Origin of the sequence: Streptomyces sp. MA5143a (assembly GCF_900290235.1) — a bacterium.
GTDB lineage: Bacteria > Actinomycetota > Actinomycetes > Streptomycetales > Streptomycetaceae > Streptomyces.
The window spans coordinates 24,040-37,606 of record NZ_OLMK01000019.1; the positions used below are offsets into that span (position 1 = coordinate 24,040).

The 13,567-nt window shown below is 70.5% G+C and carries 11 protein-coding genes; 2 read left to right on the plus strand and 9 right to left on the minus strand.

The window, feature by feature from the left end; genetic code table 11:
- Nucleotides 1–16: 16 nt before the first annotated feature.
- The 7 genes from SMA5143A_RS09680 to pgsA form a co-directional block, all read right to left on the minus strand.
- Nucleotides 17–769 (minus strand): YebC/PmpR family DNA-binding transcriptional regulator, encoded by a 753-nt coding sequence (locus SMA5143A_RS09680; protein ID WP_107462482.1) that lies wholly within the window; start codon nt 767–769, stop codon nt 17–19.
- A gap of 49 nt (nt 770–818) precedes the next feature.
- A complete protein-coding gene (gene pdxT, locus SMA5143A_RS09685) occupies nt 819–1,427 on the minus strand; it encodes a pyridoxal 5'-phosphate synthase glutaminase subunit PdxT (protein WP_107462483.1) in 609 nt (202 codons plus the stop codon).
- A 6-nt stretch (nt 1,428–1,433) separates the two neighbouring features.
- Nucleotides 1,434–2,339 carry a pyridoxal 5'-phosphate synthase lyase subunit PdxS gene (gene pdxS / locus SMA5143A_RS09690; protein ID WP_272170223.1) on the minus strand — a complete coding sequence of 302 codons (906 nt, stop codon included), beginning with the start codon at nt 2,337–2,339 and terminating at the stop codon, nt 1,434–1,436.
- Nucleotides 2,340–2,622: 283 nt separating this feature from the next.
- Nucleotides 2,623–3,168 (minus strand): hypothetical protein, encoded by a 546-nt coding sequence (locus SMA5143A_RS09695; protein ID WP_055521858.1) that lies wholly within the window; start codon nt 3,166–3,168, stop codon nt 2,623–2,625.
- Nucleotides 3,169–3,321: 153 nt separating this feature from the next.
- A complete protein-coding gene (locus tag SMA5143A_RS09700) occupies nt 3,322–4,482 on the minus strand; it encodes a glycosyltransferase family 4 protein (RefSeq protein WP_107462484.1) in 1,161 nt (386 codons plus the stop codon).
- Nucleotides 4,479–5,435, minus strand: a complete 957-nt coding sequence (locus tag SMA5143A_RS09705) for a phosphatidylinositol mannoside acyltransferase (RefSeq protein WP_107462485.1) — start codon at nt 5,433–5,435, stop codon at nt 4,479–4,481. Before SMA5143A_RS09705 ends, SMA5143A_RS09700 begins: the two co-directional genes overlap by 4 nt.
- Nucleotides 5,432–6,178: a phosphatidylinositol phosphate synthase gene (pgsA, locus tag SMA5143A_RS09710; protein ID WP_107462506.1), complete on the minus strand. Its 747-nt coding sequence runs from the start codon at nt 6,176–6,178 to the stop codon at nt 5,432–5,434. Before pgsA ends, SMA5143A_RS09705 begins: the two co-directional genes overlap by 4 nt.
- Nucleotides 6,179–6,439: 261 nt before the next feature.
- Between pgsA and SMA5143A_RS09715 the strand changes: the two genes are divergently transcribed.
- Both SMA5143A_RS09715 and SMA5143A_RS09720 read left to right on the plus strand, forming a co-directional pair.
- A complete protein-coding gene (locus tag SMA5143A_RS09715; RefSeq protein ID WP_107462486.1) occupies nt 6,440–8,638 on the plus strand; it encodes an elongation factor G-like protein EF-G2 in 2,199 nt (732 codons plus the stop codon).
- A 288-nt stretch (nt 8,639–8,926) separates the two neighbouring features.
- Nucleotides 8,927–10,597 (plus strand): hypothetical protein, encoded by a 1,671-nt coding sequence (locus tag SMA5143A_RS09720; RefSeq protein ID WP_107462487.1) that lies wholly within the window; start codon nt 8,927–8,929, stop codon nt 10,595–10,597.
- A 247-nt stretch (nt 10,598–10,844) separates the two neighbouring features.
- Here SMA5143A_RS09720 and SMA5143A_RS09725 read toward each other — a convergent pair whose 3' ends face one another.
- Nucleotides 10,845–11,405, minus strand: a complete 561-nt coding sequence (locus tag SMA5143A_RS09725; RefSeq protein WP_107462488.1) for an HIT family protein — start codon at nt 11,403–11,405, stop codon at nt 10,845–10,847.
- A gap of 119 nt (nt 11,406–11,524) precedes the next feature.
- Nucleotides 11,525–13,501: a threonine--tRNA ligase gene (thrS, locus tag SMA5143A_RS09730; RefSeq protein ID WP_107462489.1), complete on the minus strand. Its 1,977-nt coding sequence runs from the start codon at nt 13,499–13,501 to the stop codon at nt 11,525–11,527.
- Nucleotides 13,502–13,567: the final 66 nt, after the last annotated feature.

Genomic DNA, 13,567 nt, shown 5'->3' on the forward strand with positions numbered 1-13,567 from the left:
TCGGTTCGCGGCAGCGCTACGCGTCGACCTTGGCCATCACGTCGTCGCTGACGTCGAAGTTGGCGAAGACGTTCTGGACGTCGTCGCTGTCCTCGAGGGCGTCGATCAGCTTGAAGATCTTCTTGGCGCCCTCCTCGTCCAGCTCGACCTGCATGGTCGGGACGAAGTTGGCCTCGGCGGAGTCGTAGTCGATCCCGGCGTCCTGGAGGGAGGTGCGGACCGCGACCAGGTCGGTGGCCTCGCTGAGCACCTCGAAGGACTCACCCAGGTCGTTGACCTCCTCGGCGCCCGCGTCGAGCACGACCTCCAGGACGTCGTCCTCGGACAGCTCGCCCTTGGGGACGATCACGACGCCCTTGCGGTTGAAGAGGTACGACACGGAACCCGGGTCGGCCATCGAGCCGCCGTTGCGGGTCATGGCGACGCGGACGTCGGAGGCGGCGCGGTTGCGGTTGTCGGTGAGGCACTCGATGAGCACCGCGACACCGTTCGGACCGTAGCCCTCGTACATGATCGTCTCGTAGTCGGCGCCACCGGCCTCGAGACCGCCGCCGCGCTTGACCGCGGAGTCGATGTTCTTGTTCGGGACCGACTGCTTCTTCGCCTTCTGGATGGCGTCGTAGAGAGTCGGGTTGCCCTCGACGTCGACGCCGCCCATCCGGGCCGCGACCTCGATGTTCTTGATGAGCTTCGCGAAGAGCTTGCCGCGCTTGGCGTCGATCACGGCCTTCTTGTGCTTCGTCGTAGCCCATTTAGAGTGGCCGGACATCTGCCTGTCTCCTTCGCGTAACCCATCTCTGCAACGAACCCCAGAGATCCTACAAGGACTCCGCCACCTGGTTCGCGCGCACCATGTCGACGAACAGCGCGTGCAGCCGGTGGTCGCCGGTCAGCTCCGGGTGGAACGACGTGGCGAGGGCGTTGCCCTGGCGTACGGCGACGATGTGGCCCTCGTGCTCGGCGAGCACCTCGGTCTCGGCGCCCACGGACTCGACCCAGGGGGCGCGGATGAAGACGCCCTCCACGGGATCGCCCTCGACACCCTTGACGTCGACCGCCGCCTCGAAGGACTCGTTCTGACGCCCGAAGGCGTTGCGGCGCACGATCATGTCGATGCCGCCGATGGTCTCCTGGCCCGAGCGCGGGTCGAGGATCTTGTCGGCGAGCATGATCAGGCCGGCGCAGGTGCCGTACACGGGCAGTCCGGAGCGGACACGTGTGCGCAGGGGCTCCATGAGGCCGAAGAGGACGGCCAGTTTGGAGATGGTGGTGGACTCGCCGCCGGGGATGACGAGACCGTCCACCTCGGCGAGTTCCTCGGGGCGCCGCACCGGCCTGGCCACGGCGTCCGCCGCGGCCAGGGCGATGAGGTGCTCCCGTACGTCACCCTGGAGAGCCAGGACGCCTATGACGGGGGTGTTGCTCATGGGTGCTTACCAGCCCCGGTTCGCGTAGCGCTCGGCCTCGGGGAGGGTGTCGCAGTTGATGCCGACCATGGCCTCGCCCAGGTTGCGGGAGGCGTCCGCGATGATCTTCGGGTCGTCGTAGAAGGTGGTGGCCTTCACGATGGCGGCGGCGCGCTTGGCCGGGTCGCCGGACTTGAAGATGCCGGAGCCGACGAAGACGCCCTCGGCGCCCAGCTGGCGCATCAGTGCGGCGTCGGCGGGGGTGGCGACACCACCGGCGGAGAAGAGGACGACCGGGAGCTTGCCCAGCTCGGCGACCTCCTTGACCAGCTCGTACGGGGCGCGCAGCTCCTTGGCGGCGGCGTACAGCTCGTTGTTGTCGAAGCCGCGCAGCTTGGCGATCTCGTTCTTGATCTGGCGCAGGTGGCGGACGGCCTCGACGACGTTGCCGGTGCCGGCCTCGCCCTTGGAGCGGATCATGGCCGCGCCCTCGGCGATACGGCGCAGGGCCTCGCCGAGGTTGGTGGCGCCGCAGACGAAGGGGGTGGTGAAGGCCCACTTGTCGGAGTGGTTGACCTCGTCGGCCGGGGTGAGGACCTCGGACTCGTCGATGTAGTCGACGCCGAGGGACTGGAGGACCTGGGCCTCGACGAAGTGGCCGATGCGGGACTTGGCCATGACCGGGATCGAGACGGCCTCGATGATGCCCTCGATCATGTCCGGGTCGGACATCCGGGCGACGCCGCCGTCCTTGCGGATATCGGCCGGGACCCGCTCCAGGGCCATGACCGCGACCGCGCCCGCGTCCTCGGCGATCTTCGCCTGCTCCGGGGTGACGACGTCCATGATCACACCGCCCTTGAGCTGCTCGGCCATGCCGCGCTTCACGCGGGCGGTGCCGGTCTCGGGGGTCTGGGCGGCGGAGTTGGGCAAGCTGGACACGGGTTCGACCTCGCTCGGTGGAAGAGGGTTTCTGCAATCACCGAGGAAACGGGAGGGGCACAGGCCACTGCAAGGGCCAATGGGGAGGCGGTGGATCGTTTTCCACCGGGAGTCCGCCAGGGCTGGGGTTCGCGGAGCCGCTCGGGGCGGCCGGGATGTGCGACTGGTGCGGCTGGTCCCGCTGTTCGCCCGGTGGCGTACCGCGCCTCTGACCAGCAGGTTTGCGGCCCCTTGGCTTGGCCTCGGCCCCCGTCACCGCCCCCGCGCCGCGTCGTCAGGTGGTCGGTCGGTCGGCCAGGGCGGCCGGGGGCTCGTCGTCCATCTCGAAGGCCAGCGGGAAGGGCGCGTGGCCGGCGAGACGGAACCAGCGGACCTTGCGGTGGCGGCGCAGGGCGCGGGCCGCGCGCACGGCGTCGTTGTGGAAGCGGCGGGCCATGGGGACCCGGCGGACGGCCTGGGCCAGCTCGTTCGCGGCGTCCTCTCCCCCGGGCGCCTCCCGTACCGCCTCCACCTGCTGCGCCTCGCCGAACACGGCACGCAGCGCCTGGCTCAGCTCGCTCTCGGCGACCTCGCGCTGCTCCTCCTCGGCCTGCCGCGCGGCGTGCGCCGCCTCGTAGAGCACGATGGAGGCGGCCGGGTCCAGCACCCCGGAGGTGGCCAGCTCCTGGGCGACCGAGGCACGGCGCAGCAGCTGCGCGTCGAGCGCGGCACGGGCGGCGTCGATCCGCGCGTGCAGACGGTCGAGGCGCCCCGCCGTCCAGCTCAGGTAGAGGCCGATCGCGAAGAGGACGACCGCGATCCAGATGAGTGTCGAAGTCACGGGCCGCAAGGCTACCGGTGCCGGGCGCGACCGCCGGACCCACCCGAGGCCCGGCCTTCACGGCACCCGGCCCGCACCGCCGCCCGGGGGTTGCCCACCGGGGCGGCACGGCCCCTGCTCCCGCCCGGCCGGCGTGCCGGAGCCCGGCCCTTCTCAGTCCCTGGCCAGACCCAGCCGGGCCCGCAGGCCGATCCGTTCGTCCGCCGCCACCGACGCCGCGCCCTCGGTGACCGTCTCGTAGACGCCGAGGATGTCCGCGCCGACCGTCGACCAGTCGAAGCGGCGGACGTGGGCGCTGCCCCGTTCGCGGAGCTCGGCGCGGCGGGCGGGGTCGGCGAGGAGGCGTACGGCGGCGGTGGCGAGCGCGTCGGCGTCCTCGTTGGCGAACAGCTCACCCGCGGCGCCCTGGTCGAGGACCTGGGCGAACGCGTCGAGGTCGGAGGCGAGCACCGGGGCGCCCGCCGACATGGCCTCGACGAGGATGATGCCGAAGCTCTCGCCGCCGGTGTTGGGGGCGACGTACACATCGACACTGCGCAGGAAACGTGCCTTGTCCTCGTCGCTGACCATGCCGAGGAACTCCACGCGCGCACGCAGCTCCTCGGGCAGCGAGGCCACGGCCTCCTCCTCGTCCCCGCGCCCGGCGACCAGCAGCCTGGTCTGCGGACGCTCGGCGAGGATCCTCGGCAGCGCCTTCATCAGGACGGGCAGGCCCTTGCGGGGCTCGTCGATACGGCCGATGAAGCCGAGCGTGTCACCCTGCCAGTCGGGCTCGGGCTTGGCGCGGGCGAAGAAGTCGACGTCGACGCCGTTCGGGATGACGACCGCGTCGCCGCCGAGGTGTTCGACGAGGGTGCGGCGGGCGTACTCGCTCACCGCGATGCGCGCGCTGATCTTCTCCAGCGCGGGCTGGAGGATCGGGTACGCGGCGATCATCGCCCGCGACCGCGGGTTGGAGGTGTGGAACGTGGCGACGATCGGACCCTGGGCCGCCCAGCAGGCGAGCAGACCGAGCGACGGTGAGGCCGGCTCATGGATGTGGATCACGTCGAACGTGCCCTCGTGCAGCCAGCGCCGCACCCGGGCCGCCGACAGGAACCCGAAGTTCAGGCGGGCCACCGAGCCGTTGTAGGGAACCGGGACCGCGCGGCCCGCGGAGACCACGTACGGCGGCAGGGGCGTGTCGTCGTCGGCGGGGGCCAGGACGGACACCTCGTGGCCGAGGCGGATGAGATGGTCGGCCAGGTCGCGGATGTGGAACTGGACTCCCCCGGGTACGTCCCAGGAGTAGGGACAGACGATGCCGATCCTCACGGGCGTCCCTTCTCGGGGTCCTCGGAGGACTCCTTGGAGGTCCTCCCAGGATCCTTCGCGGGATCGAGGTCCGCGAGCCACAAGCGCTGGAGCATGTGCCAGTCCTCCGGGTGGTCGGCGATGCCGGTGGCGAAGGCATCGGCCAGCGCCTGTGTCATGACAGACGTCTTCTCGGCGCGGGTACCTGACTGGGGTACCTCGATCGGGGGATGGACCCGTCCCTGCATGACGGGCGAGTCGTCGTACCAGAGCGTGACCGGCAGGAGCAGGGCGCCGGTCTGCTGGGCGAGGAGGGCCGGTCCGGCGGGCATCCGGGTCGGTTCGCCGAAGAAGTCGACCTCGACGCCCGAGGCGGACAGGTCGCGGTCGGCGACCAGGCAGACCAGGCCGCCGTCGCGCAGCCGCCGGGCCAGCGTGCCGAAGGCGGTGCCGCCGTTGTGCGGCAGGACCTCCATGCCGAGCCCCTCGCGGTAGGCGACGAAGCGGTCGTACAGGGATTCGGGCTTGAGGCGTTCGGCGACCGTCGTGAACGGCGTCTTCAGCTCGGTGGTCACCCAGGCGCCGGCGAGGTCCCAGTTGGCGAGGTGGGGCAGGGCGAGGATGACGCCCTGGCCGCCGGCGAAGCCGTCGGTCAGATGGTGGAGGTCCTCGGGGGCGAAGCCGGTCCTTATCCGCTGCTCGCTCCAGGCGGGGAGCCGGAAGGACTCCATCCAGTAGCGCAGATACGACCGCATGCCCGCGCGGGACAGCTCGGCGAGCCGCTCGGGGCTCGCGTCCGGCACCACGCGCGCGTAGTTGGACTCCAGGCGGCGGACGAGCGGGCCGCGCCGCTTCCAGGTGGTGTCGGCGATCGTGGTGCCGAGGCGGACGGCGACGGGTTCCGGCAGCTTCTTCACGGTGCCCCAGCCGAGGCCGTACAGCCCGTCGGTGAGGCGCTCCTGCAAACCGCTCACGAGGTCGCCTCGCTGTTGCGCGCGGAGTCCCCCGGAGCCGTGTCCGCCGCGGCCGCGGCCTCCGCCTCGGCGGACTCACGACGCACGGTGACCACGCGCTGGATCAGCGTGACGAGGCTGCCGACGGCGACGATCCACAGGGCGATCGGCAGCAGGACCTCGATGCCGGGCACGCCGAATGTGTGGAGCCCCGAGAGACCGGCGGCGACCAGCGAGATCACCAGGCGCTCGGCGCGCTCCACGAGGCCGTTGACCGCCACCGGCAGACCGATCGACTCGCCGCGCGCCTTGGTGTACGACACGACCTGGCCGCTGGCCAGGCAGAAGATCGACACCGCGCACAGCACGTTGTCGTTGCCGCCGCCCGCGTACCACAGGGCGAAACCGCCGAAGATCGCGCCGTCGGCGACGCGGTCGAGCGTGGAGTCGAGGAAGGCGCCCCAGCGGCTGGAACGGCCCATCTGGCGGGCCATGTTGCCGTCGACGAGGTCCGAGAACACGAACAGCGTGATGACGACGGTGCCCCAGAAGAACTCGCCCCGGGGGTAGAAGACCAGCGCGCCCGCGATCACTCCGGCGGTGCCGAGGAGCGTGACCGTGTCGGGGCTGACGCCCCTGCGGATCAGAAACGCGGCGAACGGTGTGAGGACACGCGTGAAGAATGCACGCGCGTACTTGTTCAGCATGGCCTTCCCGAGGGTCGGTGTCGCCGGGCGGCCCCTGCTGGCCGTCGGCTGGCCCATCGTAGCCACGGGCGTGCGCGGGTGGCCGTCGGGCATCGGCCTGCCGTGTCCTGTCCTGAACGCACCGGTGGCGCGGCGGGGGCGCGGCCGACCGTCACCGCGCCCCACCTGCTCGGGAGGAGGGATCACGTCCGTCGTATGGACGCACCGTGACGGGAGTGGAAAGCTCGAAGGACCGCGGGCGTCGCCGGAGCCGCCACCGCACGCGGCCCTCGCGTGTCCGCGCCCACAGTGACCTCACCGTGCACGGGAGGCAGGACCATGGGCGACAAGGCGAACGCACACCCCGGGGCCGCCGGCAGGGCTACGGCGGCCGACCACCCCGCGTCCGTACGGAATGTGGTGCTGGTCGGCCACTCCGGATCGGGCAAGACGACTCTGGTGGAGGCTCTCGCGCTGACCGCGGGAGCCGTGAACCGGGCGGGCCGTGTGGAGGACGGCGGCACCGTCTCCGACTACGACGAGATCGAGCACCGGCAGCAACGCTCGGTGCAGCTCTCCCTGGTACCCGTGGAATGGGGCGGGTACAAGGTCAATCTTCTGGACACCCCCGGATACGCCGACTTCGTCGGGGAACTCAGGGCCGGTCTGCGAGCGGCGGACGCGGCCCTCTTCGTCGTCTCGGCCTCCGACGGCGTCGACGGCTCGACCCGCACGGTGTGGGAGGAGTGCGCGGCGGTCGGCATGCCGCGGGCGATCGTGATCACGCATCTGGAGGCCGCGCGGGCGGACTTCGAGGAGATGACGCGGATCTGCGCGGAGACGTTCGGCGGGGACGACCCCGACGCCGTGCTGCCGCTCTACCTGCCCCTGCACGGCCCGCAGAACCCGGACGGGCACGCGCCCGTGACCGGGCTGATCGGCCTGCTGTCGCAGAAGCTGTTCGACTACGCGTCCGGGGAGCGCAAGGAGTCCGAGCCGGGCCCCGAGCAACTGCCGGACATCGAGGAGGCCCGCAACCGGCTGATCGAGGGGATCATCTCGGAGAGCGAGGACGAGACCCTCATGGACCGCTACCTCGGCGGGGAGGAGATCGACCTCAAGACGCTCATCGACGATCTGGAACGGGCCGTCGCCCGCGGTGTCTTCCACCCCGTGCTGGCGGCGGCGCCCGCCGCCGACGGCGCCCGGCAGGGCATCGGCACCGTCGAGCTGCTGGAGCTGATCACCGGCGGCTTCCCCACGCCTCTGGAGCGCGAGGCCCCGTCGGTCACGACGCCGGAGGGCGCGCCGCGGGAGATCGGTGCGGCCTGCGATCCGGACGGCCCCCTGGTCGCCGAGGTCGTGAAGACGGCCAGCGACCCCTATGTGGGCCGTATCTCGCTGGTGCGGGTCTTCTCCGGGACGCTGCACCCCGACGAGACGGTGCATGTCTCGGGGCACGGGCTCGCCGACCGCGGACACGAGGACCACGACGTCGACGAGCGGATCGGCGCCCTGTCGGCACCCTTCGGCAAGCAGCAGCGGACGCTCACGCACTGCATCGCGGGCGACCTGGCGTGTGTGGCGAAGCTGAACCGCGCGGAGACCGGCGACACCCTGTCGTCGAAGGACGACCCGCTGCTCATGGAGCCGTGGGAGATGCCCGACCCGCTGCTGCCGCTCGCGATCCAGGCACACAGCAAGGCCGACGAGGACAAGCTCTCCCAGGGCCTCTCCCGGCTGGTCGCCGAGGACCCGACGATGCGGCTCGAACAGAACCCGGACACCCATCAGGTGGTGCTCTGGTGCCTGGGCGAGGCGCACGCCGACGTGGCGCTGGAGCGGCTGCGCAGCCGGTACGGCGTCCAGGTCGACGTCGTCCCGCACAGGGTCTCCCTGCGGGAGACGTTCGCCGGCAAGTCGGCCGGGCGGGGCCGCCATGTGAAGCAGTCCGGCGGGCACGGGCAGTACGCCATCTGCGAGATCGACGTGGAGCCGCTGCCCGGCGGCTCGGGCATCGAGTTCGTGGACAAGGTGGTCGGCGGGGCGGTGCCCCGGCAGTTCATCCCGTCCGTCGAGAAGGGCGTACGGGCGCAGGCCGCCAAGGGGGTCGCGGCCGGCTATCCGCTCATCGACGTGCGGATCACGCTGCGGGACGGCAAGGCGCACTCGGTGGACTCCTCCGACGCCGCGTTCCAGACGGCGGGCGCGCTGGCGCTGCGCGAGGCGGCCTCCGACGCGAAGATCCATCTGCTGGAGCCGGTGGCCGAGGTGTCGGTGCTGGTCGGCGACGAGTACGTGGGCCCGGTCATGAGCGACCTGTCGGGACGGCGCGGCCGGGTCGTGGGCACGGAGCAGGCGGGCGGCGGACGCACCCTGGTGCGCGCCGAGGTCCCCGAGATCGAGATCGACCGGTACGCCGTCGATCTGCGCTCGCTCTCCCACGGCACCGCGCGTTTCGGCCGCCGCTACACCCGGCACGAGCCGATGCCGCCCCAGGTGGCCGAGCGGCTTCGCGAACGGGCGAAGGAGAACTGAGGGCGAACTGACGGTTCGGGTTCGACGGAAGGGACTGCCGGCCTGTCGGCGGGCGGCTGCGGCCGCCCGCCGACGGATGCCGGGGCTCCGTCCGCCCGCGCGGGAGGGCAGGGCCAGGTGGGTTCCGTGAATGTCCGTTCTTCGCGCCGCGCGATGTCCGTGGCTACGGATACGCTGATCACCTGATCGACAAGTGTGGCTTGATCAGCTCCGGATCGGGTGATGACCTGATCAACAGGTGTGCGGAGCACGGAAGTCGGGAAGAGCCGCAGGAGCGAGTGTGCGGCGATGGGGGCGGCGGTGGCGGACGAATTCGATTTCACTCCCGGGGCACAGGTCCCGCTGACAGGCACCGCGGGACAGACGGCGGCGACGTACGCCCTGGCGTCCGCGGCCTACCGGGACAACGAGGTCGACGAGATCCTCAAGGCCAACAACGAGTGGCACAAGTCCTCGGTGAAACCGGGCCGCAAGTGGGCCACGATCTTCCGGCCGAACCTCGGGGAGGCGTTCTCCCTCGCGGTGCGGGACCGGATGGTCGGCGCGGGCCGCAAACCGCTCATCCAGTCCTTCGGCATGGAGCCGCAGGTCGTCGTCGAGCACTGCCTGGCGGCGACCAACATCCGCCGGGAGCGCGACAACTGGCTCTCGGCGGTGATGGTCCTGTGCGGCCTGCTCTTCCTGCCCGGCCTGCTGCTGTGGCTGCTGGTCTTCCAGATCCGCACGACGATCTCCAAGCGTGAGGACAAGCGGGCCGGTGCCCTCGGCACCACCCTGCTCGTCGCCGTGGGCGCCCTCGCCGTGATCTTCCTGCTCAGGATGCCGTTCGACGGGTTCTGGGCCTGGTACGCCCGCGCGTGCGTGGTGCTGCCGGTCGTCGGCTGGTTCTGGGCCAAGCAGATCTGCGAACGCACCGCCCAGGACCTGCGGGACCGCTGGTCCGGTCTGCTGTCCGGCGGCGGTATCGGCGCCAAGGTCCCCGAGGCGGTGCCCGGCAGCCCCGGCGAGACCAAGGCGGAGCAGCTGCGCAAGGAACTCGCCCGGCTCAGCGCCGAGCAGCGCTCCAACCTCGTCTTCTACGCCGGCCCCAAGGGCATCCTGGGCATGGGCACCCGCTGGGGCAGCTGGCAGCTCGCCGAGGACCTGGTGCCCGCCGAGTCCGGCAAGGAGATCCACCCGTTCCGCAGCTGGGACGTCATACGGGCCATCCACGACCAGCTGCGGATGCTGGAGCGCACCCCCCTCAACACGGGTGGTTTCACGGCCCCTTCCATCAAGCACTGGATCGTCAGCCCCATCGGTGAGGGCGCCGCCGCCGTGGCACGGCCCGACGGCACCGACGTGGAGGCGTACCAGTACAAGACGCACGCCATACAGGAGATCTGCAACAAGCAGCACTTCGGCAGCGGCAACCGGCACTACCTGGGTGTGCAATGGACGCTCTGGGACGGACAGTTGATCATCACCATGCTGGTGACGGTCACCGTCCTGCACCAGACGCTCCGCATCGAGGTGACCGGGCACGCCCTGGGTCCGGTGCACGGACTGTTCACGACGGGTCCCGCGGCCAAGGAGAAGGAAGTCCAGAAGTCGGTCAGGTTCTGGGAGACCCGCAAGGTCAAGCTCCCCCTCGTCGACGCCGACGAGGTCGTACGGCTCACCGCGCGCGCCCCGCTGACCTGGTACCCGCCGCTGCTCAACTGGCTCGGCGGCTCCATCGGCCTGCCGGAGCCGTTCGGTCTGCGGCACGCCTGGGCGGACCAGCCGTGGCGGCACCGGTTCATGGCCGACGACGCGCTGCGCGCCGCGACACCGGTCCTGCGGGTCGTCCACAACGCCGCGATCAAGGTGCTGGCGGAGAACGGCGTGGACACGGAGAAGTTCGGCTCCCGCTCGGCGTTCCTCAGCGGGGCGGTGCAGGATCCTACGCCGCGTAAGGCGGACGTCTACGACGCGTGAGCGCTGCGCCGGCTTGGGCGGGGCGCCTAATCGCTCGGGGGTGCCTGTTCGTTGGCGGGTGCGGGTGGTGTGTGGTTGCTCGCGCAGTTCCCCGCGCCCCTGAAGGCTTGGGCCTGCGGCCCGGCCTTCAGATGAAAAGCCTGGGGGCGTAGCCCCAGGCTTTTCAGGGGCGCGGGGAACTGCGCGATCAGCCACAGCTGACCCGCACCCGTCGGCGATCAGGCACCCGGCAGACAGTGAGGCGGCCTCACACGCTGGGCCAGGCCTCCGCCAGCATCTTCCTCGTGTCGGCCAGGAGCTGCGGCAGCACCTTCGTGTGGCCCACCACCGGCATGAAGTTCGTGTCGCCGCCCCAACGGGGCACGATGTGCTGGTGCAGGTGCGCCGCGATGCCCGCGCCGGCGACCGTGCCCTGGTTCATGCCGATGTTGAAGCCGTGCGCGCCGGAAGCGGTGCGCAGGGCGGTCATGGCCTGCTTGGTCAGTTCGGCCAGCTCGGCCGTCTCCGGGAGGGTGAGGTCCGTGTAGTCGGCGACGTGCCGGTACGGGACGACCATGAGGTGGCCGCCGTTGTACGGGTAGAGGTTGAGCACCGCGTACACATGCTCCCCGCGCCGGATGATCAGGCCGTCCTCGTCCGACTTGGCCGGGATGGAGCAGAACGGGCAGCCGTCGTCGGCCCCCGGACCGGTCGGCTTGTTCTCGCCCTGGATGTAGGCCATCCGGTGGGGCGTCCACAGGCGCTGGAACGCGTCCTGCGTTCCCACTCCGATCTGCTGTTCCGGCTCACTCGTCATGCAGTGCAGCATATGGCTTCGTCCGTTCCCGGCGTGTCGCCGGGTGGCGGGGCGGGACGGACGAGCGGAGGCCCCCGGGGATCCGAACCCCCCGGGGGCCTCCTTCTCACGCGCTCAGCCGCGAGGGCGGCTCACACCTGGACGCGGCGCTCCACCACGTCGGCGAGCTTCGCCAGCGCCTCGTCACGCGGGATGCCGTTCTCCTGCGAGCCGTCCCGGTAGCGGAACGACACCGTGCCCGCGTTCATGTCCTCGTCGCCCACGATGACCATGAACGGCACCTTCTGCTTCTGCGCGTTCCTGATCTTCTTCTGCATACGGTCGGAGGACGCGTCGACCTCGACGCGCAGCCCCTTCTTCTTCGCCTCCGCGGCGAAGCTCTGCAGGTACTCGACGTGCGCGTCGCCGATCGGGATCCCGACCGCCTGGACGGGCGCCAGCCACGCCGGGAACGCGCCCGCGTAGTGCTCCAGGAGCACCGCGAAGAAGCGCTCGATGGAACCGAACAGCGCGCGGTGGATCATGACGGGGCGCTGCTTGGAGCCGTCCGGGCCGGTGTACTCCAGGTCGAAGCGCTCCGGCAGGTTGAAGTCGAGCTGGACCGTCGACATCTGCCAGGTGCGGCCGATGGCGTCGCGGGCCTGCACGGAGATCTTCGGGCCGTAGAAGGCGGCGCCGCCCGGGTCCGGCACCAGCGGCAGGCCCTGCTTCTCGGCCACCTGGCGCAGGGTCTCGGTGGCCTCCTCCCACGCCTCGTCGGAGCCGACGAACTTCTCCGGGTCCTTGGTGGACAGCTCCAGGTAGAAGTCGGTGAGGCCGTAGTCCCGCAGGAGGTTCAGGACGAAGGTGAGCGTCTTGTCGAGCTCGTCCGCCATCTGCTCGCGGGTGCAGTAGATGTGCGCGTCGTCCTGGGTGAAGCCGCGGGCCCGGGTCAGCCCGTGCACGACGCCGGACTTCTCGTACCGGTACACGGTCCCGAACTCGAAAAGGCGCAGCGGCAGTTCACGGTAGGAGCGGCCGCGGGCGTCGAAGATCAGGTTGTGCATCGGGCAGTTCATGGGCTTGAGGTAGTAGTCCACGCCCTCGTCGAGCTGCATGGGCGGGTACATGCCGTCGGCGTACCAGTCCAGGTGGCCCGAGACCTCGAAGAGCTTCCCCTTCGTGGCGTGCGGGGTGTAGACGAACTCGTAGCCCTCCTCCTCGTGGCGGCGCCGCGAGTAGTCCTCCATGACCCTGCGGATGATGCCGCCCTTGGGGTGGAAGACGGCGAGTCCGGAGCCGATCTCGTCCGGGATGGAGAACAGGTCGAGTTCGTTGCCCAGCTTGCGGTGGTCGCGCTTCTCGGCCTCGGCGAGGAAGTCGAGGTGCGCCTTCAGCTCCTCCTTCGAGGGCCAGGCGGTGCCGTAGATGCGCTGGAGCATGGGGTTCTTCTCACTGCCGCGCCAGTACGCGGCGGCGTTGCGCATCAGCTTGAACGCCGGGATGTTCCGGGTGGTGGGCAGGTGCGGACCGCGGCAGAGGTCCTTCCAGCACAGGTCACCGGTCTTGGCGTCGAGGTTGTCGTAGATCGTCAGCTCGCCGGAGCCGACCTCGACGTCCGCGCCGTCGTCGGAGGAGGCCGAGCCCTTGAGGCCGATCAGTTCCAGCTTGTACGGCTCGGCCGCGAGCTCCTCGCGGGCGGCCTCGTCGGTGACGACGCGGCGGGAGAAGCGCTGGCCGCGCTTCTGGATCTCCTGCATCTTCTTCTCGATGGCCTTGAGATCCTCGGGCGTGAACGGCTTCTCGACGTCGAAGTCGTAGTAGAAGCCGTCGCGGACCGGCGGTCCGATGCCCAGCTTGGCCTCCGGGAACAGCTCCTGGACGGCCTGGGCCATGACGTGCGCGGTGGAGTGGCGCAGGATGTTCAGGCCGTCCTCGGAGGAGATGTCGACGCCCTCGACGGTCTCGCCGTCCCGCACCTCGTACGCCAGGTCCTTCAGTTCACCGGCCACGCGGGCCGCGACGATGGCGCGCTCACCGGAGAAGAGGTCGGCGGCCGTAGTGCCCGTCGTCACCACGCGCTCTTCCCGCTCGGAATCGCGTTGGATGATCACACGGACGTCTGACACCGGTCTCTCCTGCCTGATGGTGGTCGCGCACGCGTCCGCGTACGCAGACAGGAATCGTACCGAGCC

Excerpts from the sequence above, each read along its gene's own strand:
- pdxT (WP_107462483.1), bottom strand. The coding sequence starts at position 1,427 with ATGAGCAACACCCCCGTCATAGGCGTCCTGGCTCTCCAGGGTGACGTA.
- SMA5143A_RS09680 (WP_107462482.1), bottom strand. The coding sequence starts at position 769 with ATGTCCGGCCACTCTAAATGGGCTACGACGAAGCACAAGAAGGCCGTG.
- SMA5143A_RS09715 (WP_107462486.1), top strand. The coding sequence starts at position 6,440 with ATGGGCGACAAGGCGAACGCACACCCCGGGGCCGCCGGCAGGGCTACG.
- SMA5143A_RS09725 (WP_107462488.1), bottom strand. The coding sequence starts at position 11,405 with ATGCTGCACTGCATGACGAGTGAGCCGGAACAGCAGATCGGAGTGGGA.
- pgsA (WP_107462506.1), bottom strand. The coding sequence starts at position 6,178 with ATGGGCCAGCCGACGGCCAGCAGGGGCCGCCCGGCGACACCGACCCTC.
- SMA5143A_RS09720 (WP_107462487.1), top strand. The coding sequence starts at position 8,927 with ATGGGGGCGGCGGTGGCGGACGAATTCGATTTCACTCCCGGGGCACAG.